This window comes from Actinomadura sp. NPDC049382 (genome assembly GCF_040677125.1).
Taxonomy (GTDB): domain Bacteria; phylum Actinomycetota; class Actinomycetes; order Streptosporangiales; family Streptosporangiaceae; genus Spirillospora; species Spirillospora geliboluensis.
Genome location: NZ_JBFARO010000110.1, coordinates 1 through 26,695 on the forward strand (window position 1 = coordinate 1; position 26,695 = coordinate 26,695).

The following is a 26,695-nucleotide window of genomic DNA, read 5'->3' on the forward strand; positions in this document are numbered from 1 at the left end:
CTGCGCGGTGCGGCGCGGGCGGGTGCCGTCCCGGCGCGGGCCGCGGTCGCGGCGCTGGCGGCGGCGGCGCTGGCGGGGGTGCTGGTGCTGGACGCCTCCGGGGTGACGCGCGGCGAGGTGGAGCGGATCTGGGTGCCGTTCGCGGTGTGGCTGCCGGCGGCGGCGTCCCTGCACGGGCCGCCCGCCCGGGCGTGGCTGGCCGCGCAGGCGCTGACCGCGCTCGCCGTGCAGGCCCTCGTGGCCTCCCCCTGGTAGCCGGGGGTCAGTCGGGGGGCCAGGTGATGAGGGTGTGGCCCCAGGTCACGCCCGCGCCGAACCCGGCGAGCAGCACCTGGTCGCCGGGCGCGAGGCGGCCGGCGCGGACGGCCTGGTCCAGGGCGTAGGGGATGCTCGCGGCGCCGATGTTGCCGACGTCCTGCCCGACGATCGCCAGCTGCGCGGCGTCCAGGCCGGCCTCGGCGGCCAGCGCCGCCACCAGCCGCGGGTTGGGCTGGTGCGGGACGACCAGGGCCAGGTCGGCGGGTTTGATCCCGGCGGCCTCGGTGGCCTCGGCGACCAGCCGGGGGAAGATCCGGGTGATGAAGCCGCGGACGGCGCGGCCGTCCATGCGGATGGTGTGGCCGAGGGAGGCGAGGGTGTCGGCGCTGGCGGGGGTGCGGCTGCCGCCGGCGGGGATGAGCACGTCGTCGGCGCCCGAGCCGTCGGACCCGAGCGTGACCGGCCCGAACCCGTAGGGCGCGGCGGCGGGGCCGATCACCGTGGCGGCGGCGCCGTCGCCGAACACCGCGACGGTGCCGCGGTCGGCGGGGTCCAGGAACCGGGAGTACACCTCGACGCCGACGACCAGCGCGTACCGGGCCGGGCCGGACTGGGCGGCCAGCCAGCCGAGCGCGGCCTGCAGCCCGAACACGTAGCCGGTGCAGGCGGCGGCGACGTCGAACGCGGCGGCGCGGCGGGCGCCGAGCAGCGCCTGCACGCGGCAGGCGGTGGACGGGGCGATCAGGTCGGGGGTGGAGGTGCCGAGGACGATCAGGCCGATGTCGGCGGCGTCCAGCCCGGCGGCGTCCAGGGCGCGGGCGGCGGCGGCCGCGGCCAGGTCGGAGGCGGCCTGCCCGGGCGCGGCCAGGTGCCGGCGGCGGATTCCGGTGCGGTCCTCGATCCAGGACGGCTCCAGGCCGAGCGTGCGCGACAGCTCCTCGCTGGGCACGCACCGCTCGGGAAGGTAGGCGCCGGTCCCGTGAATCGCCCATGCCGGGCCTTGCCTCGAGGACATGCTCGGTTCCCCCTCGCGTCACAACGGTTGTCAGGCCCAACCCACGAGTGAATAATCCCATTTCACGGTTTATGTTCCATGCCTATCCGTAAAGCGGCCTTTATCCGAATGGGAAAGTGAGCCTTCCTTCCAGGTAAGGAGACCCCCGCGTGCCGTCCACCGCCTTCCCCCCGGCCGAAGCGCTCAAGCCCGACGACAGCTGCGCCTTCCTGTTCCCCGGCACCGGCTCGACCGGCGTCCCCGACCTGCCCGCCCTCGCCCGCACCGGGCCCGGCGCCGCCCGCGCCGTCGCCGACGTCCTGGACGCCGTCCAGGAGGGCCTGCCCGCCACCGGATGGCCGTCCCTGCGCGCGGTCCTGCTGGAGGACCCCTCCGGCTACCGCGCCGCGTCCCGCACCCCCGGCGTCGCGCAACTGTGCTCCTACGCCGCCTCCGTCGCCGTCGACCGCGCCCTGCGCGCCGACGGCGTCCACCCCGCCTGCGCCGTCGGGCAGAGCTTCGGCGAGATCGCCGCGCTCGTGTGCGCCGGCGCGTTCACCATCGCCGACGGCGCCCGGATGGCCGTCTCCGCCGTCGGCGTCCTGGCCCGCCGCGGCCGCGGCGGCGGCATGGCGCTGCTGGAGGCCGGCGAGGACGGCGCCGGAGCCTGCATCGACGCCGCCGGCGCCCCCGAGGTCGTCGTCGCCTGCCTCAACGCCCCCTCGGTCACGATCGTGTCCGGACCCGACGCCCCCCTGGACCGCGTCGTCGACGCCGCCCGCGCCGCCGGCGTGCGCGCCGTCCGGCTCGCCGTCCCCTACCTGTCGCACCACCCCGCGATGGCCGGCGCCGACGACGAGTGGTACGCCATGATCCGCCACCTGCCCCAGCGGCCCCTGGAGATCCCCGTGCACTCCCCGGTCCGGGGCCGCGCCTACCGCGACGGCGACGACCTGCACCGCGCCATGGCCGACTGCATCGTCAAACCCGTCCGCCTCCCCGACGCGCTGCGCGCCGTGCACGCCGCCGGCGCGACCGTGTTCACCGAGGCCGGCCCCGGCGACGCGCTGTGCCAGTGCGCGCGGCTGGCCGTCCCCGGCGCGCGCACCCTGGCGCCGCTGCGCGACCGGCCCCGCCACGGACGCACCGGCAAGGCCGCACCGGGCGCCGGGGGAGAGGAGCACTGATGGACACCGCACCCAACGGAACACCGGACGGCACACCGGACACCGCGCTGGCCGCGTTCGTGCGCGGCGCGTCACTCGACGCCAAGACCCGGGCCCGGCTGCGCGACGCCGTCCCCGAGGAGTTCTTCACCTACCCCGGCGGGCTCACCGCCCGCGAGCACCAGGCCCTCACCTACGCGCGGCTGCGCGGCGCCGGGCTCGCCGCGCCGCCCGCCGCCGACCTGCTCGCCGACCCGCCCGCGCTGTGCGCGCTGCTGGACCGCGCCGCGATCGCCGACCCCGCCCTGTTCCACGTGATGCTGCTGCACTACACCCTCGCGCTCGGCCCCATCATCCGGTTCGGCGCCGGCCAGGACGACACCGCCGCCGAGGACGGCGCGGTGAGCGCACGGGAGTCGCTGGAGTCGATGCAGGCGGCCGGGACCCTGCTGATGACCGAGGTCGGCCGCAGCAACAGCCACCTGTCGCCCCGCACCACCGCCCGCCACGACCCCGCCACCGGCGGGTTCGTCCTCACCACCCCCGACACCCGCGCCGCCAAGTTCCCCACCAACACCGCCCACCCCGCCGTCGCCAAGACCGCCGCCGTGTACGCCACCCTCGTCCACGACGGCAGCGAACGCGGCGTGTTCGTGTTCGCGGTGCCGCTGCGCCGCCCGGACGGCACCGTCCCGCCCGGCATCCGGATCGTCCCCGCCCCCGAGACGACCGGGCTGCAGGTCGACTACGCCGCCGTCCTGCTCGACGGCGTCCGCGTCCCCTACGCGGCGTGGCTGCGCGACGGCGCCCGCATCGACCCCGACGGCACCTTCCACGACCCCGCCGGCGACCCCGCGGCGCGCCTCACCCGCTCCATGGGCGTGGCGCCGCCGGTGTGGCGGGCCGTGATCTCCGCCTCCGCCGCGATCACCCGCGCGTCCGCCGGGATGCTGGCCGCGCACTCGGCCGGCCGCACCACCCTCGGCCGGCTCGCGCCCCGCCGCCCCCTCACCGACTACCGCAACCAGCAGGAGGCGGTGCTGGGCGCGCTCGCCGCCGGGTACGCGCTCACCGCCGTCGCCGCGCACGTCACCGCGCCCCGCCCCGCCGACCCCGCCGGCGCGCCCGGCGGGGCGGGGCCCGACACCGCGTGGGCGCCGTGGTCGGCGGTCGACCGCGACCTGGCGCTGCTGAAGGCCGCCGCGACCGCGCAGGCGCAGCAGACGGTGTCGGCGTGCCGGGTGCACAGCGGCGCGCCCGGCTTCGCCGCCGACGAGCGCCTCAACGCCTACCGCGGCCTCGCCCACGCCTACCAGAACGCCGGCGGCGACAACGAGCTGATCCTCTACGACACCGCCCGCGCCATGGCCGCCCTCGACCGCTACACCCCGCCCGACCCCGGCGGCGCCCCGCCCGACGGCGGCGGCCTCGACTCGCCGCGGACGCCGCTGTTCCTGCTCCGCGAGGCCGAACGGCGCATGCGCGACCGGCTCCAGGACCGCGTCGACACCGCCCTGCGCGGCGGCGGCGACGCCTTCACCGCCTGGAACGGCAACCTGGCCCTGGCCGCGCGGACCGCCGCCGCCTGCGCCGACCGGATCGTCCTGGAGATCTGCGCCGCCGCCGCGGCCGCCGGACCCGCCGAGCTGGCGCGGGTGCTGCACCTGCACGCCCTGAACGTCGTGGACCGCCGCGCCGCCGACCTGCTCGACGAGGGCGCCGCCCCGCCCGGCACGCTGGAGGACGTGCGGGCGGCGCGCCGCCGCGCCTGCGACGCGCTGGCGCCCGCGGCCGCGGACCTGGCCGCCGCGTTCGACCTGCCCGCACCCGTCACCGCGCCCACCGCGTTCCTCACCGGCCCCTGACCCCCGTCCCCTACGCTCGGATCATGCGAAACGGCACGCCGCGCCGCTAATTCTCCAAGGACCCGGGGGAACCGGGCGGGGATGGCTACCGTTCTCGTAAGACAGACCGATCGCGGGTGCATCCACCCGCAGTCCGATACGGAGGTAGACAACAGTGGGAGTCAGTCTGAGCAAGGGCGGCAACGTCTCGCTGACCAAGGAGGCCCCCGGACTGACCGCCGTCGTGGTCGGTCTGGGCTGGGACGTGCGGACCACCACCGGGACCGACTTCGACCTGGACGCCAGCGCCCTGCTCGTGTCGGCGGAGAACAAGGTGCTGTCGGACCAGCACTTCGTGTTCTTCAACAACCTCAAGAGCCCCGACGGCTCGGTCGAGCACACCGGCGACAACCTCACCGGTGAGGGCGAGGGCGACGACGAGCAGATCAAGGTCAGCCTGAACACGGTCCCGGCCGACGTCGCCAAGATCGTGTTCCCGGTGTCGATCTACGACGCCGACGGCCGCCAGCAGAACTTCGGGCAGGTCCGCAACGCGTTCATCCGCGTGGTGAACCAGGCCGACAACAGCGAGATCGCGCGCTACGACCTGTCGGAGGACGCCTCGACCGAGACCGCCATGGTGTTCGGCGAGCTGTACCGCAACGGCGCCGAGTGGAAGTTCCGCGCGGTCGGGCAGGGCTACGCCTCCGGCCTGTCGGGCATCGCCTCCGACTTCGGCGTGAACGTCTGACCGTCCGGTCCCGACGGAGCGGGGCGCCCCGGATTCCTTCCGGGGCGCCCCGCTCCGCGTTGACGCGGGCCCGGCCCGCGGCCGGGGGGTCAGGCGCCGGGCGGGGCGGCGGGGACGACGGCCAGGGCCTCGATCTCCACCAGCAGGTCGTCGCGGACCAGCCGGGACACCTCGACCAGCGACGCGGCCGGCGCCACCCCCTCGGGCACGAACTCGGCGCGGACGGCGCGGACCACGGGGTTGAGGAACCTACGGACAGCCGTTAGCGCTGAGAATGATCTTGAGAGTTGGCCACTTGGAACGTTCGCTTCGTAACGTATTGGTCACTATGAGTTAGTCGCTGGTGGGCCGGGCCTACTTTGCGGGGCTATGCCTGCGGAGTTTCTGTCAGATGAGCAAAGAGCGGCGTATACGTCGTTCGTGGAGCTGCCGACACAGTCGGAGCTGGAGAAGTTCTTCTTCCTGGACGCGTTCGACCGGGATGTGATCGCTCGGTCGCGGGCCGATTCGCATCGCCTGGGTGTTGCCGTGCAGATCGCGACGGTTCGCTACAAGGGGCTGTTCCTGGCCGACCCTCTGGACGTGCCGTGGCCGGTGGTGGACTACCTGGCCGAGCAACTGGAGATCGGTGATCCATCCCAGGTCAAGAGGTACACGGTGCGTGCGCAGACGGCGTATGAGCACACGTGGATGATCAGGGACGCCTACGGCTTCCACGTCTTTGAGGACCGGGAGAGCTGGGAGGCGCGCCAGGTGTCGAAGCGGTTCCTGGCGTTTCTGCACGGGCGTGCGTGGACGCACGCGGAAGGCCCGACGGCGTTGTTCGATCAGTCGGTGGCGTGGCTGCGTCGGCATCGGGTGCTGTTGCCGGGGGTGACGGTGCTGGAGCGGCTGGTGGGTGGGGTGCGCGAACGCGCGGATGAGCGCATGTACGCGGTGGTGGCCCGCCAGGCCGAGCGGGCGGGAGCAGGGTTGCCGCTGGCGTTGGCGGGGCTGCTGGAGGTCCCCGACGGGGCGCGGGTCTCGGAGCTGGAGCGGTTACGGCAGGCGCCCAAGCGGCAGTCGGGGACCGAGATGGTGCGGGCGCTTCGACGGGTCGATGATCTGGCCGGGTTGGAGTTGGGCCGGGTGCAGGTGGGCAAGGTGCCGGTCCGGCGGATGAAGACGCTCGCCCGGTACGGGGCGGGGAGCAAGGCGCCGGCGCTGGCTCGCCTGGGCGAGCCGCGCAAGACCGCGACGCTGCTGGCGGTGACCCGGAGCCTGGAGGCTGAGGCGATCGATGACGCCCTGGACCTGTTCACCCTGCTGATGGCCACCCGGTTGATCTCTCCGGCGCGCCGCAAGTCGGCGGGCGAGCGGCTGGCGATGCTGCCGAGGCTGGAGCGGGCGTCCCGGCTGCTGTCGAAGGCGGGGCGGGTGCTGGTGGAGCAGCTCGACCTGGCCGCCGAGGTCGGCGCCGAGGTGGACGTGGCGGCGTTGTGGGCGGCGGTGACCGATCAGGCCGGCACCACCCGGCAGCAGGTGATGGCCGCGTTTGCGTCGGTGGAGGAACTCGTCCCGGTCGAGGAGGGCGCCGCGGAGGCGGCGCTGCGCGCGGCGCTGGTGGACAAGTACAGCACCGTGCGGCCGTTCTTGAAGCTGCTGGGCGAGTCGCAGGCCCTGGGCGCGGCGGCGGGCGGCCGCAAGGTCCTGGCGGCGGTGCGGCGGCTGCCGGAGCTGGCGCGCCGCCAGGTGTCGCGCAAGCCGCTGCTGCCGGGGGAGATCGACGCCTCGCTGGTGACCGCGGCGTGGAGGCGCCCGGTGTACGCCAATCCCGACCTGCCGGTCAGGGCGGTCGACCGCGACGCCTACGTGGTGTGCGTGCTGGAGGCGCTGTTTCGTGCGCTGCAGGTCCGGGACGTGTTCGCGGCGCCGTCCAACCGGTGGGCCGACCCGCGCGCGCACCTGCTGGACGGGCGCCAGTGGGAGGCGATCAGCGAGGACGTGCTGGCGTCGCTGTCGCTCACCGACCCGGTCGGCGACCATCTGGACGGCCGGGTCCTGGCACTGGACGCGGCCTGGCGGCAGATGGCCACCCGCCTGGAAGAGGCCGGCGATGACGCCCTGGTCCGCGTGGTCGCCCCACCAGAGGGCGCCGGCGGGCACGCCCGGCTGTCGGTGGAGAAACTCGGCGCGCTCGGCGAGAGCCCGTCGCTGAGGTGGCTGCGCGGCGCGTGCCAGGCGATGCTGCCGCGGGTCGATCTGCCCGAGCTGCTGCTGGAGGTGCACGCCTGGACCGGGTTCCTGGACGCCTACGTGCACCTGGCCGACATCTCCACCGGTATGAAAGACCTTCCCAGATCGCTGGTGGCGCTGCTGATCGCCGAGGCGTGCAACGTCGGGCTGACACCGGTGATCAAGGAAGGGGACCAGGCGCTGACCCGCGGTCGGCTCTCCCACGTGGACCAGAACTATGTACGGGCCGAGACCCACGCTGCGGCCAACGCGGTCCTGGTCCAGGCGCAGCGCGAGGTGCCGATCGTGGCGCTGTGGGGCGGCGGGCTGCTGGCCTCGGTCGACGGGCTGCGGTTCGTGGTCCCCGTGCAGACCATCAACGCCGGGCCCTCCCCCAAGTACTTCGGCTACAAGCGCGGGATCACGCTGCTGAACGCCGTCAACGACCAGGTGATGGGCATCGGGCAGATGGTCGTGCCCGGCACCCCGCGCGACTCGCTGTTCATCCTGGACACCCTCATCAACATCGACGCCGGCCCCAAACCCGAGGTGGTCACCACCGACCAGGCCAGCGACTCGGACATGGTGTTCGGGATCTTCTCCATGCTCGGCTACCGATTCGCGCCCCGCTTCGCCGACCTGGGCGACCAGCGGTTCTGGCGCGCCGACCTGCCTGATGGCACCACCCCCGGATACGGCCCGCTGGAGGCGATCGCCCGCAACAAGATCAACCGGCACAGGATCTGCACCCAGTGGTCGGACATGACCCGGGTCGCCGGCTCGCTGGTCACCAACCAGGTCCGCGCCTACGACCTGCTGCGGATGTTCTCCCGGGGCGGCCGCCCCACCCCGCTCGGGCAGGCGTTCGCCGAGTACGGCCGCATCGACAAGACCCTGCACCTGCTGGACATCCTGGACCCGATCGACGACGGCTACCGCCGCACGCTGAACAAGCAGCTCACCGTCCAGGAATCCCGGCACCGCCTGGCCCGCAAGATCTGCCACGCCGGAGGCGGCCAGATCCGCCAGCCCTACCGAGAAGGCCAAGAAGATCAACTAGCGGCGCTGGGCCTGGTCGTCAACGCCGTGGCGCTGTGGAACTCCCGCTACCTTTCCGCCGCCGTCGACCGGCTGCGCGCCCAGGGGATCCCGGTCAACGACGCCGACGCCGCCCGGCTCAGCCCGCTCGGCCACGCCCACCTCAACTGCCTGGGCCGCTACTCCATCGCGCCCTCGGCGCCCGCCGAGGGCCTGCGCGAACTCGGCGACATCCCCGCGGCCCCCGACCCCGGCGACCCGGCCGCCGGGGTCGGGCCGTAGGGCCCGTAGGGCCGGGCAGCCCAGGCCACGGGCGGCCCTCAGTCGTGGTCCGCGGCTTCGGCGGCCCGGGCCAGATACTCGCCCGTCACCGTTTTGCGCATGCTCCGCGAGCACCCAGGAGGCCCTGGGGCAGCAGCCGGCCGGCCATGGGCGGTAGCGGGGCCGGGGCGCGTGGAGTTCCCGGCAGGTCCCTCCTTCGCGCAACCCCTCTAGTTCTGCGGGAGACCCGCGCAGTGCCGAAGAACCTGAGCAAGGTTGCTCAGCGCCCGCACCGATGCGGTGTGCACAGCCGCTGCGCTGGTGCCCATGACCCGCGCGGCCGCGGTCGCGTCCAGCCCGAGCACCACCCGGAGCAGCAGCGCTTCGGCCTGGTCACCAGGCAGCGCCGCGATCAGCGCGATGGCCTGGTCGGTCGACACCTCACCCTCCGCCGCCCTAGGCGCCGGCCGCGGTCGTGAAGTACCCAGCCCTGCGGGCTGTAGCGGCCTTCGACCGCCGCCCGCATGGCCCGCGATCGCGGCGTCACCGGTCCCGGCGCCCCCCGGAACCGCCGGGACCGGAGCCCCTGTGGACAACCCCGAACGCGTCCTGCCACACCGGCCGGTTCACCAAGGTTCCCCGGCTGGCGAGGCTGCTGCGGGTGGCGGCCCCGGCCGACCGTGCGCCCGCAACCCCGTGGCGGCCCGGCACTCCGCCGCCGGCACCGGTTACCGACGACCGGCCGTCGGCCGACATCCGGATCGGGGTACGCCCGCTGCTCCTCACTCACCCAGGAAGTCCAGTCACATCTGGACGCGGGGCCCGGATGTCTTTCATGTGCCCCCTCCGAGTCGGCGCGGGCTCGTCCCCGCTCTTGCGGATCGGCCATTGTGTGGATATTGGGGGCGGGGCGGCATATGCCCGCGCCGCCCGGGTATCGGCGCCCGGCAAGAGCGGGGCTCCGGTCCTGTCTGAGCCGGAGGCGATCGCCGGCGCGTCCGGGGCGCCGCCTGGGAGGCTCCCATGGATGTGTCGGTCGTGGATGGGTTGAGGGCGGAAAGTGAACGGTTGGCCCGGGAGAACGCCTGGTTGCGCGGCCAGTTGGCGGCGCTCGGGGCGGGGAACCCGCCGCCTGAGTTGGAGCGGGCGTTCGGCTGGGTGGGCGGATGGCAGTGCCTGCGGGTTCCGGTGCCCGGCCGGTCGGCGCTGATCCTCATCGCCGCCGACCCGGTCGCTGCCGGCCCCGCCGGTGGGGTGCGGGGGGACGCGGCGGGGGAGGTGTGGCGGTACTTGCAGGCGGCGGAGCCGCCGGGCGGCCGGATCGGCCCGTTCGCGCGCGCCCGGATGCCCGGCCCGCTGCTGGGCTACCGGTGGGACCAGGACGGCGGTACGGCCATCGTCCTCAATCAGGACCTGTGTCGCGGCCGGCTGTCCCGGGCGGCGCGGATGCTGCGGTCCTTCGGGCGGAACTCCCCGCCCTGACCGGAGCCGGTCGGTCCGCGGCGCGAGCCGGCGTCGTCGGCTTCATGGCGGACGCTCACCCTGGCCCGCCGGGGGTGGCGTGCAGGTCGAAGATGACGTGGCGCAGTTCGGTGAGGGTGTCGTCCAGGCCCGCCAGCGCGGTGTGGACGCGTTGGGCGGCGTGCGGGTCGTGGATGCGGGCCAGCGCGCCGTGCAGTTCCAGGCTGACTGCGAACAGCCGGTGGGTGATCTGGTCGGCCAGTTCGTGAGCGACGCGGTGCGGGTCAGCGCTCAACTGCCGGGCCACCTCCCGTGCTGCGGCGTGGACCGCGGCGGGGTCGGGCCGGCCCCCCGCGCCGTCCTCGCTCCGAGCACGCCCAGGTTCGGGTGACGAGTACGCCATAGTCCTTTCAGCCCCTCTTGTCGGGAGGTGCGTGGATCATCCGGCATGGTGTACCCCGGGACGGCGGTACAACCACGCCCGCAATGCCCGGTTTGCGGTACCTGTACCGGGTGGCCCGGCGGGGAGGGTGGTCACACGGCCCTGAGGTGACGCCGCGGCTGGCCGGGCGGCTCCGGCCGGCGGGGAACCCGGCGGCCGGACAGGTGCCGGACATCGATGAGCAGCGACCCGTCCCCGCTGCGGCCGTGGGGCGCATCCCGATGGGCGCCGGCTGGGCCGATGCGGTCGCCGGTGTCGCCGGTCCGGACGGTGCCGACTGCGGTGACCTCCCAGCCGCCGCCCGGATCGTCCAGCCGGTCGGCGTGCACCGCGACCACCGCGCCGATGGCGTGCCGCATCGTGCGGGCCAGCCCGGCGCCGGGGGGCAGCTCGATGCGGATCACCGTGCCTTCGACGGTGAAGGGCACCGTCCGCACCGCGGGCAGCCCCTGCTCGGTGAACACCAGCCGGCCCACGCCCGCCGAGGCCAGCAGCTCTCTGGCCCGCCACCACCCGAGCGGTGCCGGGGACGACCCCGTTTCCTCCACGGGCGTCCGCGTGGCGGGCCGTGCTCTTGGCCACCGGTCGCCTGAACACATGCCTCCAGGCTCGCAGCTCCCACCAGGCCCTTTGAAGGGAAGAAGGTCCCTGCGGCCGGGCTCCCAACGGCCCCGGCAAGGGTCGATGCCCGCCCCCCGCTCCGACCGGCCCCTCCGCCCCGGGCTCGACGAGCTGCCGCTCAGGGTTTCAGCCGGGCGGCGAGCAGGGCGACGTCGTCTTCGAAGAGGTCGTGCTCACCGCCCTGCCGGCAGCGGGCCAGCAGGGCGTCGCACAGCTGCGGCAGGGGCCGGTCGGCGTGGCCGGTGGCGATACGAGCGGCTCCCCGCATGCCCTCGTCCAGCGTGTGGGCCCGGTCCTCGATCAGTCCGTCGGTGTGCAGGAGCACGGTCGCGCCGACGGGCAGCCGATGCTCGTGGTCGGGGCGGACGACGTCGGGATCGACCCCCAGCGGCGGCCCGACATCGGCCTCCAGGTATCGGGCGGGCTCGCCGGGGACGGCCAGCAGCGGCGGCAGGTGCCCGGCGCTGGCCCACCGCAGCTGCCGCCCTGCACCGTCGCCTTCCAGCCGCACCACGATCACTGTGGCCATCGGCCCGCCGTGCAACTCGTGCAGCGCCCGGTCCAGGCGCTGCAGGATCCGGCTGGGCGGCTCGCGCTGGTCGAAGGCGATCACTCGGAGCATGTTGCTGATCTGGCTCATCACCGTGGCCGCCCGCAGGTCGTGGCCCATCACGTCCCCGACCATCACGCACGGCACCCTGTCGGGCAGGTGGATGACGTCGTACCAGTCGCCGCCGACACTCGGCGCCTGGCTGGACGGCTGGTACCGGGCCTGCAGCTCCCACTCGTGCAGCTGAGGCATCTGCGGCAGCAGCCGCCGCTGGAAGTCCTCAGTGGCCGCGCGCAGCCGCGCGTACAGCCGGGCGTTCTCGATGCTCACTCCGGCCGCGCTGGCCAATGCGGACACCACCTCCTCATCCCGGTCGGTGAACGGCCCGTCAGCCTTGTCAGCCAGGTACAGGTTGCCGTAGACGGTGTCGCGGACCCGGATCGGCACGCCCAGCAGCGTGGTCATCACCGGATGTCCGGCAGGGAACCCCGCAGCGCGGGGATGGGAGGGCAGATCCTCCACCCGCAGCGGCCGCGGATCGCGTACCAGATCTCCCAGCAGCCCCGTCCCGTGCGGCAACTCGCCCACCCGTTCGGCGAACTGGTCGACCCCGAACCCCGAAGTGATCAACTCTGTGAACTGGCCCTGGTCGTCCAACACCCCCACCGCGGCGTACTGGGCCCGCACCAGCTCCCGCGCCGCCTCGACGATGGTGTGCAGCACCTCCTCCAGCTCCAGATGGCCGCTGATCGCCAGCACCGCGTTCAACAACTCCTGCAACCGGCCGTGCTCGGCCGCCAGCCGCTGCAGCCCGGCCTGAATCTCGTCCAAGTCGTCGCCGCCCAGATCCGGCAACCGCCCATCCCGCCCCGGCGGCCCTTCCCCACCCCGACCCGGCCCGGGCCCACCCGAAACCGACCGCCCAGCCACGCCCTCACCCCCCGATCACGACACCAACGGAAACAACGATCACCAAGGCCTACCCCAGACAGCGCCCCACACCCCCACCCGCCGGCCCCCCACCACCGCAAACACGCCACCGGAGGGGTTTCGCCAGAGATGTTACGCAGAGCTACCTTTCATCTGGTCGCGCGGACCCGAGTGGAGGGCCGACTGGTGGAGCACCCCTCCGGATCTCCCGGAGCCCTGTCGTCAGGGCGCCCGTCTACAGGGGACGGGAGAGAGAAAGGGGTGATGATCCGGTGAAGCATCGTCGTTCTCACCGCTTCTGGGAGAGGGTTTCGGCCCTCGCCAGCCTGGGGCGGTTCGCGGTGTCGCTCGCACGATTCGGCGTCCTACTCCCGAAGCTGACCCCAGCCCCAAAGTAGGGGTGTCGGTAAGAAACGCGTCATGAGCCCCAAACGGCGTTGATCTTGTTGTGATTTGGCTGGTCGATGCTGGGCGGCTATGGCGCACCCCCCGATGCACATCGACGAGCTTGTCGAGCACTGGACGGTTCTGGACGAGGAGCGTGAGCTGATCGCCGGGAAGCGTGGCGCCACGCGCCTCGGATTCGCGGTCTTGCTGAAGTTCTATACGCAGCACGGGCGCTTCCCGCGAGGACGTTCGGAGTTGGCCGACGAGGCTGTCGAGCATGTGGCTAAGCAGGTCCAGGTGCCCGCCTCGGAGTTCGGCTTCTACGAGTGGTCTGGTTCCACGATCGAGTATCACCGTGGTCAGATCCGTACCCACCTGGACTTTCGCGTCTGCACGACCGTGGACGCGGAGAAGGTCACGGTGTGGCTGGCCGAGAATGTCGCCCACGCCGAGCGCCGGCCCGAGCGGGTTCGTGAGGAGCTGCTCAAGTATCTGCGTGAGGAGCGGATCGAACCGCCGACCTCGGGGCGGATCTCTCGGATCGTGGCCTCGGCCTTGCACAACGCGGAGGTCACCTGGTCGGTGCGGATCGCTTCTCGGCTGAGTGCGGAGACCACCGGGCGCATCTGCGCCCTGGCCGGCATCGACGATGGCGTCGACGACGAGGACAGCGAGGATGAGGCGGCCGAGGCGACGGCGGAGGAGGACGACGGCGTTTCTGGGCTGCTGGCGCTGATCAAGTCGGCTCCGGGCAACGTGAGCCTGGAGTCGATGATGACCGAGATCCGCAAGCTGGAGGCGGTGCGTTCGATCGGGTTGCCGCTGGGGTTGTTCGCCGATGTGGCGCCCAAGGTGCTGGCGGCCTGGCGGGCTCGGGCGGCGGTGGAGGCTCCCTCTCACATGCGCACGCACCCGCGTGAGCTGACGGTGCTGTTGTTGGCGGCGCTGGTCTGCGAGCGGGAGCGGGAGGTCACCGACACGTTGGTGGAGTTGCTGATCGCGACCGTGCATCGGATCAAGGCGCGGGCCGACAGCAAGGTGACCAAGGAGCTGATCAACGCTTTCAAACGGGTGACCGGGAAGGAGAACATCCTGTTCAGGGTCGCCGACGCCGCGCTCGGTCGTCCCGACGATCCGGTCCGCGCGGTCATCTTCCCGGCCGTGACCGGCGGCGAGCAGACGCTGAAGGACCTGGTGCACGAGTTCAAGACCAAGGGCCCGGCGTACCGCACCACGGTGCAGACCACGCTGCGCGCCTCCTACACCAACCACTACCGGCGCGGGTTGATCGCGTTGCTGGACACCTTGGAGTTCAAGAGCAACAACACCGCCTACCAGCCGGTGATCGAGGCGCTGGAGTTGGTCCGCCGCTACGCCAAGGCGGGCAACACCACCTACTACCCGCGCGGCGAGCGGGTGCCTGAGCATCGCGGCACCGCCGGCGCCTGGGAGGACCTGGTGTTCAAGAGCGACAAGCGCGGCCGTCGGCGGGTGGTGCGGATGGTGTACGAGATCGTCACCTTCCAGGCACTGCGCGAGGCACTGCGCTGCAAAGAGATCTGGGTGGTCGGCGCGGACTCCTTCCGCGACCCGGAGGAGGACCTGCCCGCCGACTTCGCCGCCCGCCGCGCCGCCAACTACGCCGAGCTGCGCAAGCCGCTGGACCCCAAGGAGTTCATCGCCGAACTGAAGGCCGAGATGCGCGCCGAGTTGGAGGCCTTGGACACCGCGCTGCCCAAGCTGGACTGGGTGGAGATCTCCGGCCGCAAGTCCGGCGCGATCAAGCTGACGAAGATCGGCCCGGCGGAGGAGCCGCGGAACTTACGCAAGATCAAGAACGAGGTGAGCCGCCGCTGGGGCGCGGTCCCGCTGATCGACATGCTCAAGGAGGCGGTGCTGCGCACCGGCTGCCTGAACGCCGTCACCTCGGTGGCGGGCAACTCCACCCTGGGGCCCGAGGTCCTGGCCGAGCGCCTGATGCTGGCGATCTTCGGGTACGGCACCAACACCGGGATCCGGGCGGTCGCCGCCGGCGGCCACGCCCACAGCGAGGACGACATCCGCTACGTGCGGCGCCGCTACCTGACCCCGCAGGTCGCCGCCGACATCGCGATCGCCATCGCGAACGCGACCTTCACCGCCCGCGACACCGCGCTGTGGGGCGAGGCGACCACCACCGTCGCCTCCGACTCCACGCACGTGCGCGCCTACGACCAGAACATCTTCACCGAGTGGCACTCCCGCTACGGGGGCCGCGGCATCCTCATCTACTGGCACATCGAGCGCGGGTCGATGGTCGTGCACTCCCAGACCCTGCGCGCTTCGGCCTCGGAGGTCCACGCGATGATCGAGGGCGCGGTCCGGCACGGCACCGCCATGAAGGTCGAGGGCAACTACGTCGACTCGCACGGCCAGACCGAGATCGGGTTCGGCGTGACCCGGCTGCTGGGCTTCGACCTGCTGCCGCGCATCAAGCAGATCAACAAGGTCAAGCTCTACCGCGTCGAGAGCGGCGAAAGCGACCTGTACCCGCGGCTGGCACCGGCGATGACCCGGCCGGTCCGCTGGGAGGTGATCGAGCAGAACTACGACCAGATGATCAAGTACGCGACTGCGATCAAACAGGGCACCGCCTCCACCGAGGCGATCCTGCGCCGGTTCACCGAGGCCGCCTCCCACCCGGTCTACCAGGCCATGCTGGAGGTCGGCCGCGCGCAGAAGACCATCTTCATCGCCCGCTACCTGCGCCTGCGCGAACTCCAGCGGGAGATCCAGGAAGGTCTCAACGTGGTGGAGTCCTCCAACGGCGCCAACTCGGTCATCCTCTACGGCAAGGGCGGCGACATCGCCACCAACCGGCGCGAGGAACTGGAGATGACCGTCCTGTGCCTGCGCATCCTGCAGGCCGCGCTCGTCTACATCAACACCCTGATGCTGCAAGACGTCCTCGCCGACCCCCAATGGTCCAAACTGCTCAAGCCCGCCGACCGGCGCGGGCTGACTCCGCTGTTCTGGCAGCACGTCCAGCCCTACGGCGAGGTACGGCTGGACGTGGCCAAGCGCCTGCCGCTCGGCGGCCGGGCGCAGACCGCGCAAGCAGGCGCCGCCCAGTAGCGCCGAGACCACCCGCGGGGGCGGAATCGAGTGATTGCGCCCCTTGGCCGATCCAATCAGAATCCCGTGCTCGACCTGGCGGAACGGGCCACCGATCTCGTCGGCGACCTGAACGCCGCCGGAGATGACGCCGTCCGCTCCCTCGTCGGGGATCGGGGTTTTAGGGGAGGCCGAGGCCTCGGGTGGCCAGGCGGGTGAGCCGGGTGACGGTGGTGCCGGTGTCGTCCAGGGGTTGCAGGAGGTGGCTGACGGTGAGGCGGACCAGTGCGTCGGCGGTCGCGGCGATGTCTTCGTCGTCCAGGCCGGGGGCGCGGGCGGTGATGTGCTGGCTGAGGACCTGGCCGGCCAGTGCGATGAGGGGCTGGGAGTCGGTGGTGACCAGGGGCAGCAGGGTGTCGCCGCCGCGGTCGCCGGACAGGATCGTGCGTAGCAGCGGGTTGGTGGCGCCCTGGTCGAGGGTGTAGCGGACGGCGGCCTCGATCGCGGAAGCGACGTCGTCGTGCGCGGCGACGTGTGCGGCGACGCCGTCGATGAAGCGTTCGGCTTCGCGGATGAGCAGGGCTTGGCCGATCTGGTCCTTGGAGGAGAACTCTTTGTAGAGGGTTTGGCGGCTGACGCCGACGGCCGCGGCGACCGCGGTCATGGTGACCGCCGACCAGCCCTGGTCGGTCATCAGGGCGAACGCGGCGTCCAGGGCGTCGCTGCGGAGTTGGTGGCGCACGCGGGTCTGGAAGTCGGCCGGGACGTGAGTGTTCACGCCGCCGACAGTAACAAGCCGGGTGTCCAGTGGCCGGACACCCCTCGACCCCCGCCGAGGACATTCCAACCAATGATGTGCGTGGCATTGACAAGTCGCGACTGATTGTCAAAGGTGGCGGGGTGAGATTCATCGACCGGCTGTGGCGGCGCCGCCACGCTCCGCTGGACACCCCGCCCAGTCTCCCCACCGTTGCGGGGCGGACCCGGTGGAGGAGGTTCGCCGCGGTCCTGGTTCCGGTCCTGGGTGTGGTCGCGGTGATGGTCGTCGGGGTGCTGCGCGGCGCGCTACCGGTCTCGGCCGGGTTGAAGGGCAAGACCAACATCAAACTGACCATCCAGCGGCTGTCCACCAACGCCGGCGGGTCCTTCCCCCGGTTCTTCCAGACCCGCGACGGCGACCGGCGCACCGTGGTCGCCCTGGCGCTGCGCGACACCTGGGCCGAGGGCATCTGCGCCTCCGGCAAGGTCTCCAGCCCGCTGGGCTCGCGGGTGCTGCGCATCACCACTCAACCCGGGCAGCGGCTCCAGCTCGATGAACTCCAGTTGGCCCTGGAGTCCATCGATGACGTCGAGGTCGTCGGGGGCGGGATCGCCCTGGGCCGCGGCGGCACCACTCCCGTCAAGGGCCTGGGCGACATCCCCGTCCAGACCGGCCCGCCCGGCACCCTGCCCATCACCGGCACCGACCTCAAACTGCGCATCCACGGCCAGGTCCGCTGGGTCACCGCCAGCGGACTCAAACTCGCCGGGATCGACATGACCATGGGAGGCGACGTCAAAGAATGCTTCTGAACGCCGCGACCCCGCTCACCGGCCGCCTGCGCAACCACTGGCGGCGCTGGCGGTCCTGGCGCCGCAGCCGGCCCTTCTGGGGCGGCCTGCTCACCACCACCGGCGGCGCGGCCATCCTGCTGCTGCCCGCCGACCTGTACACCGTGCTGTCGCTGCCCGGCACCGCGGGCCTGGCCGGGTTCCTGCTCGGCGGCATCATCACCCTCACCGGCCTGCTGCTGTGGTACCAGCCCCGCCACCACACCCTGCTCAGCGTCATCGTCCTCCTGGCCGCCCTGGCCTCCTTCCTCTACACCAACTTCGGCGGCTTCCTGATCGGCATGCTCCTCGCCCTCACCGGCGGCTCCCTCGCCTTCGCCTGGACCCCCGCCACCGAAGACGCCACCGAAGACGCCACTCGGCCTTCCACCGGAGACACCGAGCCGCCCTCCGGTGAACTTTCCACCCCGCAGCCGCACCACCCCCGCACCCCATAGGCCCCTGGTCCCGGCGGAGGCGCCCGCCGGGACCAGGTTCACACCACACAGCCCGCCAGGCCCCCGCAGACCGAACCCGGGGGCAGACCGAACCCGGGGGCGAACACGCCCGTGACGCGGTTCTGACCGGTACCCCTTGTGGCCGGAGGGGGTGCCCGGCATCCAGCCGCGCGCCTGCACGGCTTGCCGGGGTGCTCACACCGATGACCGCAACAACCCCGGTGTCCGCAAACCCCGGGCAATGGACTGGTTGACAGTCAGAACAATCGTGTTCTCTTCATTGACATAGAGGGCTTGAGTGTCAAATGGTGGGGGTATGGATGGGATACAGAGTCTGGTCTGGCGCGAACCGCTTCCCCCATCGGATCCACCCCACGCACCCCGATCACTGGCATGGAGGGCGGTCGGCGGCGAGGTCTGGGCGCTGGCCGTGCTGCCCGGCGGCCCGGCCGACCAACCGCAGCCCAGCGCGGTGATGAGCGTGTGCGCGGTGACGCTGACGCACCTGGGGTCGCTGATCGAAGCGCCGCTGCGGCTGCGGGGCATCTGGCTGACCTGGACGCAGTGTCCGGCCGCGGGCCCGCCCTACCTGCTGGTGGCGCGGCTGGCCTCCGTGGAGGCCGGACAGAGCTGGGCACGGCTCACCGCGACCAGCCCAGCGGAAGACTGCGTCTGGGAGGCCATCGGCCAATTCGACGACGGGACCCCCTCATGACATCCCCGAACGGCACGGCCCTGGGCACGGCGACCAGCGATCCGGCCGCCGAGCAGCTGTTCTTCGAGATCTTCCTGACCCCCCGCGACGACCCCTACCCGGCCTACCGGCGGCTGCGCGAGACCGCGCCGGTACTGCTCACCGGTGACGGCACCCTGGTCCTGACCCGGTTCGCCGAGTGCGACGCGGCGCTGCGGCACCGCTCGTTCGGCAAGGGCAACGAACTGGCGGGCTTCGGACTCCCCGGCGGCGCCGGCGAACAACAGCGCCAGGCCCAAGGGCGGCTCGGGCACAGCATGCTGTTCGCCAACCCGCCCGAGCACACCCGGCTGCGCCGCTCGGTCGGCTCGGTGTTCACCACCCGGCACATCCAGGACCTGCGGGCCTCCATCGAAGACCGCACCCGCAAACACCTCGGCCAACTCGCCCGCCGGTCCGGCGGCGACTTCGTCGACACCCTCGCCCTGCCGCTGCCGGTCAACGTGATCGCCGACCTGCTCGGCGTCCCCGAAGCCGACCGGATGGTGTTCACCCCGAAAGTCCGCCAGATGGTCGCGCTCCTGGAACCCGCCGCCGACCCCGAGGCCATCACCGCCGCCGCGGCGGCCGAAGCCGACCTCGTCGCCTACTTCACCGATCTCCTCGCCGCCAAACGAGCCGACCCGCACGAGGACCTGCTGTCGCGGATGGCCACCGCACCCGAGCAGGCACGCCTGTCGCAACAGGAGATGATCTCCACGTCGCTGCTGCTGTTCGGCGCCGGGTTCGAGACCACCACCAACCTGCTCAGCAACACCCTGCACGCCCTCCTGGACCACCCCGACCAGCAAGCCGCCCTGCGCGCCGACCCCGCCCTCATCCCCACAGCGGTCGAGGAGTTCCTGCGCTACGACTCACCCGTCCAGGTCGACGCCCGCACCGTCCTGCACGACACCGACTTCGCCGGCACCCACCTCAAAGCCGGGCAGGTCATCGTGATGCTCCTCGGAGCGGCCAACCACGACCCCGACCTCGTCGAACAACCCGACACCCTCGACGTCACCCGCCCCGAACCCGCCCACCTGTCCTTCGCCTCCGGCATCCACTTCTGCCTCGGCGCACACCTGGCCCGCCTGGAAACCCAGATCGTCCTGGAACACCTCCTCAGCCCCGCATACGCCGCCATCACCCGGCCGACGCAACCCCAACGACGCCCCGGCATCGCCCTGCGCGGCCTGGCCCACCTCCCCCTCACCCTCCACCCGTGACCCGGGCCGCGCCCTCCGCAACCCCGCGCAACGGCGCGGCCAGCCCCTGCGCTGCCCGCCCAAAATCCAGCAACCTGCTCACCATCCGCGCCAAGGCCGGCCACCCACGACCGGCCCGGCCCGCCGTCTCCGGCATCAGCGGCCGGCATCAACAGTGAGGGCGGAGCGGAGTGCGGGTGTGAACCGTGTTCTACCCGGGGGTTCCCTGCCCGTGGATGACGCGGTGGATGGTGGAGCGGCCGACGCTGTACTCGGTCGCCAGGTCGGCCAGTGACACCTCGCCCTCGGCGTAGCGGCGGCGGATCGACCGCCGCGCGGACTCGGGCAGTTTGGGCTGCTTGCCTTTGAGCTTGCCGTTCTTTTTGGCCAGCGCCATGCCCTCGCGGGTGCGCAGGTGGCCCAGGTTCGCCTCGAACTCGGCGACCATCGCCAGGGTCTGCAGGAACAGCCGGCCGAACGGGTCCCTCCAGTCGTAGACCGACCCGCCCAGCCCGAACAGCACGCCGCGGTCGGACAGGTCGGTGAGGATCTGGTTGGCCTCGGCCATGTTGCGGGCGAACCGGTCGAACTTGGTCACGGTGAACACGCTGGCCGGCCACACCGCGGCGAGGGCCTGGTCCAGACCTCCGCGGTTGCGGCGGGTCGTCCCGGAGAAGCCCCGATCGATGTAGATCCGATCGGCCGGGACACCGAGCGCGAGCAGCTGCTCGGTCTGGACGACGACGTCCTGCTCGTCGGTGGAACAGCGGGCGTACCCGACCCGGATCGTGCCGGGAGCCGTAGCGTTCGCGGCGTTCACGCGCTCAAGTGTTCCGGATAGGGCCCCGTCACCGGGACAGTTCGCGGAACACTCTTACGGAACACCTCGACCTGGGGCACCGCCCCGGCTGGCCGGTGTTCCGGTGAGGGATCCCCTAACGGAACACTCACCCCAAAGATCATTCTCAGCGCTAACGGCTGTCCGCAGGTTCCTCAACCCCGGACCACGCCGACGCCGCCGGCGTCGCGCAGGAAGTAGCCGAGCCGCACCACGTGCTCCCAGCGGGCGCCGGCGGCGGCCAGCGCGGCCTCCAGGTTGGCGAACACCTGCCGCGTCTGGGCCTCCAGGTCGCCGGGCCCGACCAGGTTCCCGGCGGCGTCCAGGGCGATCTGCCCGCTCACCGCCACCAGCCGCCCCGGCAGGTCGGCCGAGACGGCGTGGCTGTAGCCGGGGCCGGGCGCCAGGCCCGGCGCGTCGACCTGCCGGATGCCGGACCGCGGGTCATCGTCGCTCATCACAAGATCACCCTAGCGGCGCCCGCCCGCCGGGCCCGGACCGGGCGAATCGGCAGAGCCCGGGGAGGGGCAGGCCAGCAGCTCCTCCCGCAGCCGCCGCTTGAGGATCTTCCCGCCGGGGTTGCGGGGCAGCGGCTCGTCCCGGAACCACACGTGCACCGGCACCTTGAACGCCGCGATCCGCCCGCCGGTGAACGCCCGGATCTCCGCCTCGTCGACCGCCGCGCCCGGCCGCGGCACGATCACCGCGCCGACCTCCTCGCCCAGCACCTCGTGCGGGACGCCGATCACCGCGCAGTCGGCGACCGCCGGATGCTCGTACAGGACCGCCTCCACCTCGGCGCAGTAGATGTTCTCGCCGCCGCGGATCAGCATGTCCTTGGCCCGGTCGACGATGTAGACGAACCCGTCCTCGTCCAGGCGGGCCAGGTCGCCGCTGCGGAACCAGCCGTCCTCGAACGCGGCCGCGGTCGCCTCCGGCTTGTTCCAGTACCCCTTGATGACGTTCGGGCCCTTGATCAGCAGCTCGCCGACCTCGCCGGCGGGCAGCTCGTCCCCGGCGGGGCCGACCACCTTGACGTCGCAGACCGCGACGGGCGGGCCGACGCTCTCGGGCCGCTCCAGGTAGTTCACGCCGCCGTTGTAGGTGGTGACCGAGGAGGTCTCGGTCAGCCCGTAGCCGTTGCCGGGCACCCGCTCGGGCAGCCGCTCCTTGATCTTGTCGACCAGGGCGGGCGCGGCCGGCGCGCCGCCGTAGCTGACGCCGGTGAGGCTGGAGGTGTCGTAGTCGCCGAAGTCGGGGGAGGTCAGCACCTGCCACGCCATCGTGGGGACGCCGCCGAACCCGGTGACCCGCTCCCGCTCGATCAGCTCCAGCGCCCGCCGGACGTCCCACTTGTACATCAGCACGACCGTGCCGCCCTGCAGCGCGCTGCTGACCAGCACCGAATGGCAGCCGGTGGCGTGGAAGAACGGGACGCTCAGCAGCGTCACCCGCCGCTGCGGCACGGCCAGCTCTTCCACCGTGCGGCCGGCGCGGACCCCGGCCGACATGATCCCGTAGGCGAGGCTGACGGGGTTGGTGGTGATGTTGCGGTGCGTGCCGAGCGCGCCCTTGGACCGCCCGGTGGTGCCGGAGGTGTAGAAGATGGTGGCGTCGTCGTCGGGTTCGATCGCCACCTCGGGCAGGGACGCCGCGGCCGGGTCGCCGGGGTCGCCGAGCACGTCGTCGAACGCCTCGGCACCGGCCGGCAGGGCGCCGTCCGGCCGCGCGACCAGGCACGCCACCCCCAGGCCCGGCAGGGCCCCGGCGAGCCGCTCGGCGCGCTCGGCGTCGGCGATGAGGACCTCGGCGCCGCTGTCGGCCAGGCCGTACTCCAGCTCGTCGGCGCTCCACCAGGCGTTCAGCGGCACCACCACCGCGCCCGCGGCGGCGGCGCCGAAGAACGCCACCGACCACTCGGGGTAGTTGCGCATCGCGATCGCGACCCGGTCGCCCTTGGCGACCCCGTACCGGCCGATGAGGACCCGCGCGAACGCGGCGGCGCGCGCGTAGTGGGCGGCGAAGGTGAGCCGGTCGCCGCCGTAGACCAGGAAGTCGGCGTCGCCGTGCGCGCGGGAGATCTCCAGGACGTCGCGCAGGGTGCCGGGCGCGTTGCGCCACACCCGCGTCGGGACGCCGCGGATGTCCACCTCGTCCATCTCGAACGGCTGCCCGGGCGCGGTCATCGCCGCCCTGACCTCGGCGATCCCCGGCAGCCTCCCGGCACCGGCGGCGCCGGCGGCACCGTCCCGGCCGTTCCCCTGCCCGTCCCGGTCCTGTCGTTCACGGTCCTGCACGTCGCGCCTCCTGCGGGGTGACGGCGCGCCCGCCGCGCGGCCCGACCGCCGAACACGGTTCGGTGCGCCGTGCCGAGAATCTATGATCCACATCACGTGCAGGTCAACGCCCCGGCCGCGGCGGCGTCCCGGGCGCGGCGGCGCGAGCGAAGATCCCCACCTGCGACAATGGGGACATGACCGAACGCAGGCCGATCGAGTACTGGCTGTCGGACATGGACGGGGTCCTGGTCCACGAGGGCCGCCCCGTGCCCGGCGCCGAGGAGTTCATCCGCCGGCTGTCGGCGTCCGGCACCCCGTTCCTCGTCCTCACCAACAACTCGATCTACACCCGCCGGGACCTGTCGGCCCGGCTGGCGGCGGCCGGCCTGCAGGTCCCGGCCGAGTCGATCTGGACCTCGGCGCTGGCGACCGCGCGGTTCCTGGCCGACCAGCGCCCCGAGGGCACCGCGTACGTGATCGGGGAGGCGGGGCTGACCACGGCGCTGCACGAGGCCGACTTCGTCCTCACCGACATCGACCCCGACTACGTGGTCCTCGGCGAGACCCGCACCTACAGCTTCTCCCAGATCACCCGCGCGATCCGGCTGATCGAGGGCGGCGCCCGGTTCGTGGCCACCAACCCCGACCCGATCGGCCCGTCCCCGGAGGGGTCGCTGCCGGCCTGCGGCGCGGTCGCCGCGATGATCACCCGGGCGACGGGGGTGGAGCCGTACTTCGTCGGCAAGCCCAACCCGCTGATGATGCGGACCGCGCTGAACGTGGTCGGCGGGCACAGCGAGTGCACCGCGATGATCGGCGACCGGATGGACACCGACGTCGTCGCCGGCATCGAGGCCGGGCTGGAGACGATCCTGGTGCTGACCGGCGTGACCCGCGAGGAGGAGATCGCCCGGTTCCCGTTCCGGCCGAGCCGGGTCGTCCCCTCCATCGCCGACCTCGTCGACCTGGTCTGACCCCGCCGCCCCTGCCCTGGCCCCGGTGCCGGGGCGGGGTGTCAGCCGAGGGCGCCGAGCGCGGTCATCAGGCCGAGCGCGTCCGAGACGACCCAGTACTCGGCGAAGCGGCCGTCCTCGGCGCGGAAGATGTCCTGCCCGCGGAACGACACCCGCGTGCCGGGCGCGGCGGTCGCGCCCGGGATCCCGCCCTGGTAGGAGCCGTGGAAGCTCCAGGCGGCGGCGACCATGCCGCCGCCGACGACCGGGCCGGCCTCCAGCGCGGTGCGGACGCCGGAGAAGCTCGCGTGGGAGCGGCGGACCTGCTCGGCCGCCTCGGCGGGCCCGCGCACCTCCAGGTTCGGCCAGTGCCCGGTGAATCCGGGGGCGAGGATCTCCTCGGCCACGGCGTAGTCGCCCTCCCACACCTCGAACAGCCAGCGCCGGTACAGCGCGTCCAACGGGTCCATGGCGGGCACCCTTCCCCCGTGCGCGGCCCGGCGAACATACATTCGGGAGCGCCATGCGCATGATCAGACAGGGCGGGTCCCGCGAGCTGGAGATCCGCAGGTCCCGGTTCGTCTGCACGCTCGCCCGCGTCGCCGACGAGGGCGAGGCCGTCGCGTTCATCGCCGCGCACCGCCGCGCGCACCGCGACGCCACCCACAACTGCACCGCCTACGTCGTCGGCGAGCACGGCGAGATCACCAAGAGCAGCGACGACGGCGAACCGGCCGGGACGGCGGGCGTGCCGATGCTGGAGGTGCTGGTGCGGCGCGGCCTGACCGGCACCGCCGCGGTCGTCACCCGCTACTTCGGCGGGGTGAAGCTCGGCGCGGGCGGCCTGGTCCGCGCCTACGCGCAGGCGGTCGCCGGCGCCGTCGACGCCGTCGGGGTGGTGGAGCTGCGCCCGGTGGTGACGGTCACCGTCGGGGTCGAGCACGCGCTGGCGGGCCGGTTCCTCGGCGACCTGCACGCCGCCGGGCACCAGCCCGCCGACGTCCGCTACGGGACGGCGGTGGAGGCCGACGTGGCGGTGCCCGCCGCGGACCTGGCGGAGTTCGAGGCGTGGGCCGCGGCGGCCACGGCCGGGCGCGCGTCGCTGCGGCGCGGCGCGCCCGGCCACATCGAGGTCCCCGTCACCTGACCCCGACCCGCAGGCCGGGCTCGCCGGGCCGGGCGGGGCAGGTCAGCCGAGGAACTCGGCCAAGACGGGCGCGAGCGCGTCGGCGGCGACGTCGTGGGTCTGGCCCTCCAGGACGCGGTGGGTCCCGGCGGGCAGCAGCTCGGCGACGCGGCGGGCGGTGTCGCGCATCCAGGCGGGGCTGTCGCCGCCCGCCACCACCAGCGCGGGCACGGTGACCCGGCCGATGAGGCCGGTGGGCATCGCGCCGCCGCCGGCGTCGTCCATGACCGCCGAGTCGTAGGCCAGCGTCGGCGCCAGCGCCTCCAGCGCGGGCCACATCGGCGCCTCCCGCAGCTGCGCCACCATCTGCTCCGGGATCCCGACGCTGCCCATGAACAGCGCGAGCGCGTCGCCGCGGCGGCCGCCGGCCAGCAGCCCGGTCAGCTCGGTGTTGTAGGCGCGGGAGCGGGTGAGGCGGTCGTCGTGGCCGGAGTGGAACGGCGGCTCGAACAGCGCGAGCCGGGTGACGGGCAGGCCGCGGGCGGCGGCACGCAGCGCCAGCACCGCGCCCGAGGACATCCCGTAGACGGCGGCGGAGCCCCCGGCGGCGTCCAGCACGGCGGCCAGGTCGTCGATCTCGCGGTCGACGGCGTAGGGCGGGGTGTCGCCGCTGTCGCCGCGGCCCCTGCGGTCGTAGGTGAGGACGGTGTGCCCGCCCGCCAGCAGCGCGGCCAGGTCGGCGCCGGAGCGGCGGTCGTTGAGCGCCCCGCCGACCAGGACGACGGCGGGGCCGCTCCCGGTCCGGTCGCAGGCGATGGGCGTCCCGTCCTTGGAGTGCACGGTTTCCATGAGGGTGTCCTTCCCAGGTCGGCGGCCTCGACGGCCGGTCTCGCCCCACCGACGAACGGCCGGGCCCCCGGCGGACACTCCGGCGCCGGTTTTCTTCCGGCGGACCCGGGGTCAGGTGAGTTCGTCCAGGCGGCGGGCCAGGTGGCGGCGCTCGGCGTCGTTGGCGGCCAGGTCCAGGGCGCGGCGGAACGCCGCGGCGGCCTCGGCGCGCCGGCCCAGGCGCCCCAGCAGGTCGCCGCGCGCGGCGTGCAGCAGGTGGTAGCCGTCCAGGTGCCCGGCGCGGTCCAGGTCGTCGGCGAGCGCGAGCCCGGCGGCGGGCCCGTCCGCCATGCCGACCGCCACGGCCCGGTTCAGCCGCACCACCGGGGACGGCACCAGCCGCTCCAGCCGCTCGTACAGCACGGCGATCTGCGGCCAGTCGGTCGCGGCGGCGTCGGGTGCGGTGGCGTGGCAGGCGGCGATCGCGGCCTGGACCAGGTAGGGGCCGGGCGGGGGACGGCCGGGCGCGGGCGCCAGCGCCTCCTCCAGCAGCGCGACGCCCTCGGCGATCTCGGCGCCCCGGGCCAGGCCAGACCTCACCTGGGGGAATGCACGGTGTCAGCCGACCGGATCGACGAGCTGGTAAGGGTGGGACGCGACTACGTGGTCGGT

At 73.0% G+C, this 26,695-nt stretch carries 25 protein-coding genes and 1 pseudogene; 13 read left to right on the plus strand and 13 right to left on the minus strand.

All coding sequences use genetic code 11. The annotated features are described in order from the left end of the window. Window positions 1-255, plus strand: a pseudogene (locus AB0K34_RS36800) (hypothetical protein); the annotation flags it as partial. Window positions 256-262: 7 nt separating this feature from the next. Here AB0K34_RS36800 and AB0K34_RS36805 read toward each other — a convergent pair. Continuing rightward, the gene (locus tag AB0K34_RS36805) at window positions 263-1,273 is read right to left on the minus strand and encodes a ketoacyl-ACP synthase III (RefSeq protein ID WP_364553395.1); all 1,011 of its coding nucleotides are present in this window, start codon (window positions 1,271-1,273) and stop codon (window positions 263-265) included. A 149-nt stretch (window positions 1,274-1,422) separates the two neighbouring features. Here AB0K34_RS36805 and AB0K34_RS36810 point away from each other — a divergent pair, with 149 nt between their 5' ends. The 3 genes from AB0K34_RS36810 (at window position 1,423) to AB0K34_RS36820 (ending at window position 5,013) form a co-directional block, all read left to right on the plus strand. Then, window positions 1,423-2,439: an acyltransferase domain-containing protein gene (locus AB0K34_RS36810; protein ID WP_364553397.1), complete on the plus strand. Its 1,017-nt coding sequence runs from the start codon at window positions 1,423-1,425 to the stop codon at window positions 2,437-2,439. Then, window positions 2,439-4,283 (plus strand): acyl-CoA dehydrogenase, encoded by a 1,845-nt coding sequence (locus AB0K34_RS36815; RefSeq protein ID WP_364553399.1) that lies wholly within the window; start codon window positions 2,439-2,441, stop codon window positions 4,281-4,283. Before AB0K34_RS36810 ends, AB0K34_RS36815 begins: the two co-directional genes overlap by 1 nt. Before the next feature lie 154 nt (window positions 4,284-4,437). Beyond that, complete coding sequence (locus AB0K34_RS36820) at window positions 4,438-5,013, plus strand: TerD family protein (RefSeq protein WP_138637870.1); 576 nt, start codon at window positions 4,438-4,440, stop codon at window positions 5,011-5,013. 89 nt (window positions 5,014-5,102) lie between these two features. On the opposite strand, the gene AB0K34_RS36825 is transcribed toward AB0K34_RS36820, so the two are convergent. Next, window positions 5,103-5,249 carry a RidA family protein gene (locus AB0K34_RS36825; protein ID WP_301175879.1) on the minus strand — a complete coding sequence of 49 codons (147 nt, stop codon included), beginning with the start codon at window positions 5,247-5,249 and terminating at the stop codon, window positions 5,103-5,105. Between the two features lie 133 nt (window positions 5,250-5,382). Here AB0K34_RS36825 and AB0K34_RS36830 point away from each other — a divergent pair, with 133 nt between their 5' ends. Beyond that, the gene (locus AB0K34_RS36830; RefSeq protein ID WP_138637869.1) at window positions 5,383-8,547 is read left to right on the plus strand and encodes a Tn3 family transposase; all 3,165 of its coding nucleotides are present in this window, start codon (window positions 5,383-5,385) and stop codon (window positions 8,545-8,547) included. 209 nt (window positions 8,548-8,756) lie between these two features. Here the strand turns inward: AB0K34_RS36830 and AB0K34_RS36835 are convergent, their stop codons facing one another. Then, the gene (locus AB0K34_RS36835; RefSeq protein ID WP_240807865.1) at window positions 8,757-8,966 is read right to left on the minus strand and encodes a sigma factor-like helix-turn-helix DNA-binding protein; all 210 of its coding nucleotides are present in this window, start codon (window positions 8,964-8,966) and stop codon (window positions 8,757-8,759) included. A gap of 628 nt (window positions 8,967-9,594) precedes the next feature. Here AB0K34_RS36835 and AB0K34_RS36840 point away from each other — a divergent pair. Further along, entirely contained in the window at window positions 9,595-10,008 is a 414-nt protein-coding gene (locus AB0K34_RS36840) for a hypothetical protein (protein WP_301175878.1), read from the plus strand. 55 nt (window positions 10,009-10,063) lie between these two features. Here the strand turns inward: AB0K34_RS36840 and AB0K34_RS36845 are convergent, their stop codons facing one another. From AB0K34_RS36845 to AB0K34_RS36855, 3 genes are all read right to left on the minus strand, one after another. Then, window positions 10,064-10,282, minus strand: coding sequence for a histidine kinase dimerization/phosphoacceptor domain-containing protein (locus AB0K34_RS36845; RefSeq protein WP_171069410.1), 219 nt, complete (start codon window positions 10,280-10,282; stop codon window positions 10,064-10,066). A gap of 239 nt (window positions 10,283-10,521) precedes the next feature. Continuing rightward, complete coding sequence (locus AB0K34_RS36850; RefSeq protein ID WP_171069411.1) at window positions 10,522-10,977, minus strand: pyridoxamine 5'-phosphate oxidase family protein; 456 nt, start codon at window positions 10,975-10,977, stop codon at window positions 10,522-10,524. A 191-nt stretch (window positions 10,978-11,168) separates the two neighbouring features. Then, complete coding sequence (locus AB0K34_RS36855; protein ID WP_301175877.1) at window positions 11,169-12,455, minus strand: GAF domain-containing SpoIIE family protein phosphatase; 1,287 nt, start codon at window positions 12,453-12,455, stop codon at window positions 11,169-11,171. 552 nt (window positions 12,456-13,007) lie between these two features. On the opposite strand from AB0K34_RS36855, the gene AB0K34_RS36860 reads away from it, so the two are divergent. Further along, window positions 13,008-16,031 carry a Tn3 family transposase gene (locus AB0K34_RS36860; RefSeq protein ID WP_138641310.1) on the plus strand — a complete coding sequence of 1,008 codons (3,024 nt, stop codon included), beginning with the start codon at window positions 13,008-13,010 and terminating at the stop codon, window positions 16,029-16,031. A gap of 160 nt (window positions 16,032-16,191) precedes the next feature. Here the strand turns inward: AB0K34_RS36860 and AB0K34_RS36865 are convergent, their stop codons facing one another. Next, entirely contained in the window at window positions 16,192-16,788 is a 597-nt protein-coding gene (locus AB0K34_RS36865) for a TetR family transcriptional regulator (protein ID WP_138641309.1), read from the minus strand. A 122-nt stretch (window positions 16,789-16,910) separates the two neighbouring features. Between AB0K34_RS36865 and AB0K34_RS36870 the strand changes: the two genes are divergently transcribed. The 4 genes from AB0K34_RS36870 (at window position 16,911) to AB0K34_RS36885 (ending at window position 20,020) form a co-directional block, all read left to right on the plus strand. Beyond that, the gene (locus AB0K34_RS36870) at window positions 16,911-17,582 is read left to right on the plus strand and encodes a DUF6230 family protein (RefSeq protein WP_138641308.1); all 672 of its coding nucleotides are present in this window, start codon (window positions 16,911-16,913) and stop codon (window positions 17,580-17,582) included. Then, the gene (locus tag AB0K34_RS36875; RefSeq protein ID WP_138641307.1) at window positions 17,573-18,058 is read left to right on the plus strand and encodes a DUF6114 domain-containing protein; all 486 of its coding nucleotides are present in this window, start codon (window positions 17,573-17,575) and stop codon (window positions 18,056-18,058) included. Before AB0K34_RS36870 ends, AB0K34_RS36875 begins: the two co-directional genes overlap by 10 nt. A 316-nt stretch (window positions 18,059-18,374) precedes the next feature. Continuing rightward, complete coding sequence (locus AB0K34_RS36880) at window positions 18,375-18,773, plus strand: hypothetical protein (RefSeq protein ID WP_171069428.1); 399 nt, start codon at window positions 18,375-18,377, stop codon at window positions 18,771-18,773. After that, complete coding sequence (locus tag AB0K34_RS36885) at window positions 18,770-20,020, plus strand: cytochrome P450 (protein ID WP_301175875.1); 1,251 nt, start codon at window positions 18,770-18,772, stop codon at window positions 20,018-20,020. The genes AB0K34_RS36880 and AB0K34_RS36885 overlap by 4 nt, the downstream gene beginning before the upstream one ends. A gap of 190 nt (window positions 20,021-20,210) precedes the next feature. On the opposite strand, the gene AB0K34_RS36890 is transcribed toward AB0K34_RS36885, so the two are convergent. The 3 genes from AB0K34_RS36890 to AB0K34_RS36900 all read right to left on the minus strand — a co-directional run bounded on the left by AB0K34_RS36890 (window position 20,211) and on the right by AB0K34_RS36900 (window position 23,134). After that, a complete protein-coding gene (locus AB0K34_RS36890) occupies window positions 20,211-20,819 on the minus strand; it encodes a recombinase family protein (protein ID WP_240808530.1) in 609 nt (202 codons plus the stop codon). 173 nt (window positions 20,820-20,992) lie between these two features. After that, on the minus strand, window positions 20,993-21,295 hold the full coding sequence (locus AB0K34_RS36895) for a RidA family protein (protein ID WP_138641411.1): 303 nt from the start codon (window positions 21,293-21,295) through the stop codon (window positions 20,993-20,995). 12 nt (window positions 21,296-21,307) lie between these two features. Further along, entirely contained in the window at window positions 21,308-23,134 is a 1,827-nt protein-coding gene (locus AB0K34_RS36900; protein WP_364553405.1) for a class I adenylate-forming enzyme family protein, read from the minus strand. Between the two features lie 176 nt (window positions 23,135-23,310). Between AB0K34_RS36900 and AB0K34_RS36905 the strand changes: the two genes are divergently transcribed. Then, complete coding sequence (locus AB0K34_RS36905) at window positions 23,311-24,090, plus strand: HAD-IIA family hydrolase (protein ID WP_138641412.1); 780 nt, start codon at window positions 23,311-23,313, stop codon at window positions 24,088-24,090. 41 nt (window positions 24,091-24,131) lie between these two features. Here AB0K34_RS36905 and AB0K34_RS36910 read toward each other — a convergent pair whose 3' ends face one another. Beyond that, on the minus strand, window positions 24,132-24,539 hold the full coding sequence (locus tag AB0K34_RS36910) for an ester cyclase (protein ID WP_364553407.1): 408 nt from the start codon (window positions 24,537-24,539) through the stop codon (window positions 24,132-24,134). 53 nt (window positions 24,540-24,592) lie between these two features. On the opposite strand from AB0K34_RS36910, the gene AB0K34_RS36915 reads away from it, so the two are divergent. After that, window positions 24,593-25,216, plus strand: coding sequence for a YigZ family protein (locus AB0K34_RS36915; RefSeq protein WP_138641414.1), 624 nt, complete (start codon window positions 24,593-24,595; stop codon window positions 25,214-25,216). Window positions 25,217-25,258: 42 nt separating this feature from the next. Here the strand turns inward: AB0K34_RS36915 and AB0K34_RS36920 are convergent, their stop codons facing one another. Continuing rightward, window positions 25,259-26,044 carry an alpha/beta hydrolase gene (locus AB0K34_RS36920; RefSeq protein ID WP_138641415.1) on the minus strand — a complete coding sequence of 262 codons (786 nt, stop codon included), beginning with the start codon at window positions 26,042-26,044 and terminating at the stop codon, window positions 25,259-25,261. Between the two features lie 111 nt (window positions 26,045-26,155). Further along, window positions 26,156-26,623, minus strand: a complete 468-nt coding sequence (locus AB0K34_RS36925; RefSeq protein WP_364553408.1) for a hypothetical protein — start codon at window positions 26,621-26,623, stop codon at window positions 26,156-26,158. Between the last annotated feature and the right edge of the window lie 72 nt (window positions 26,624-26,695).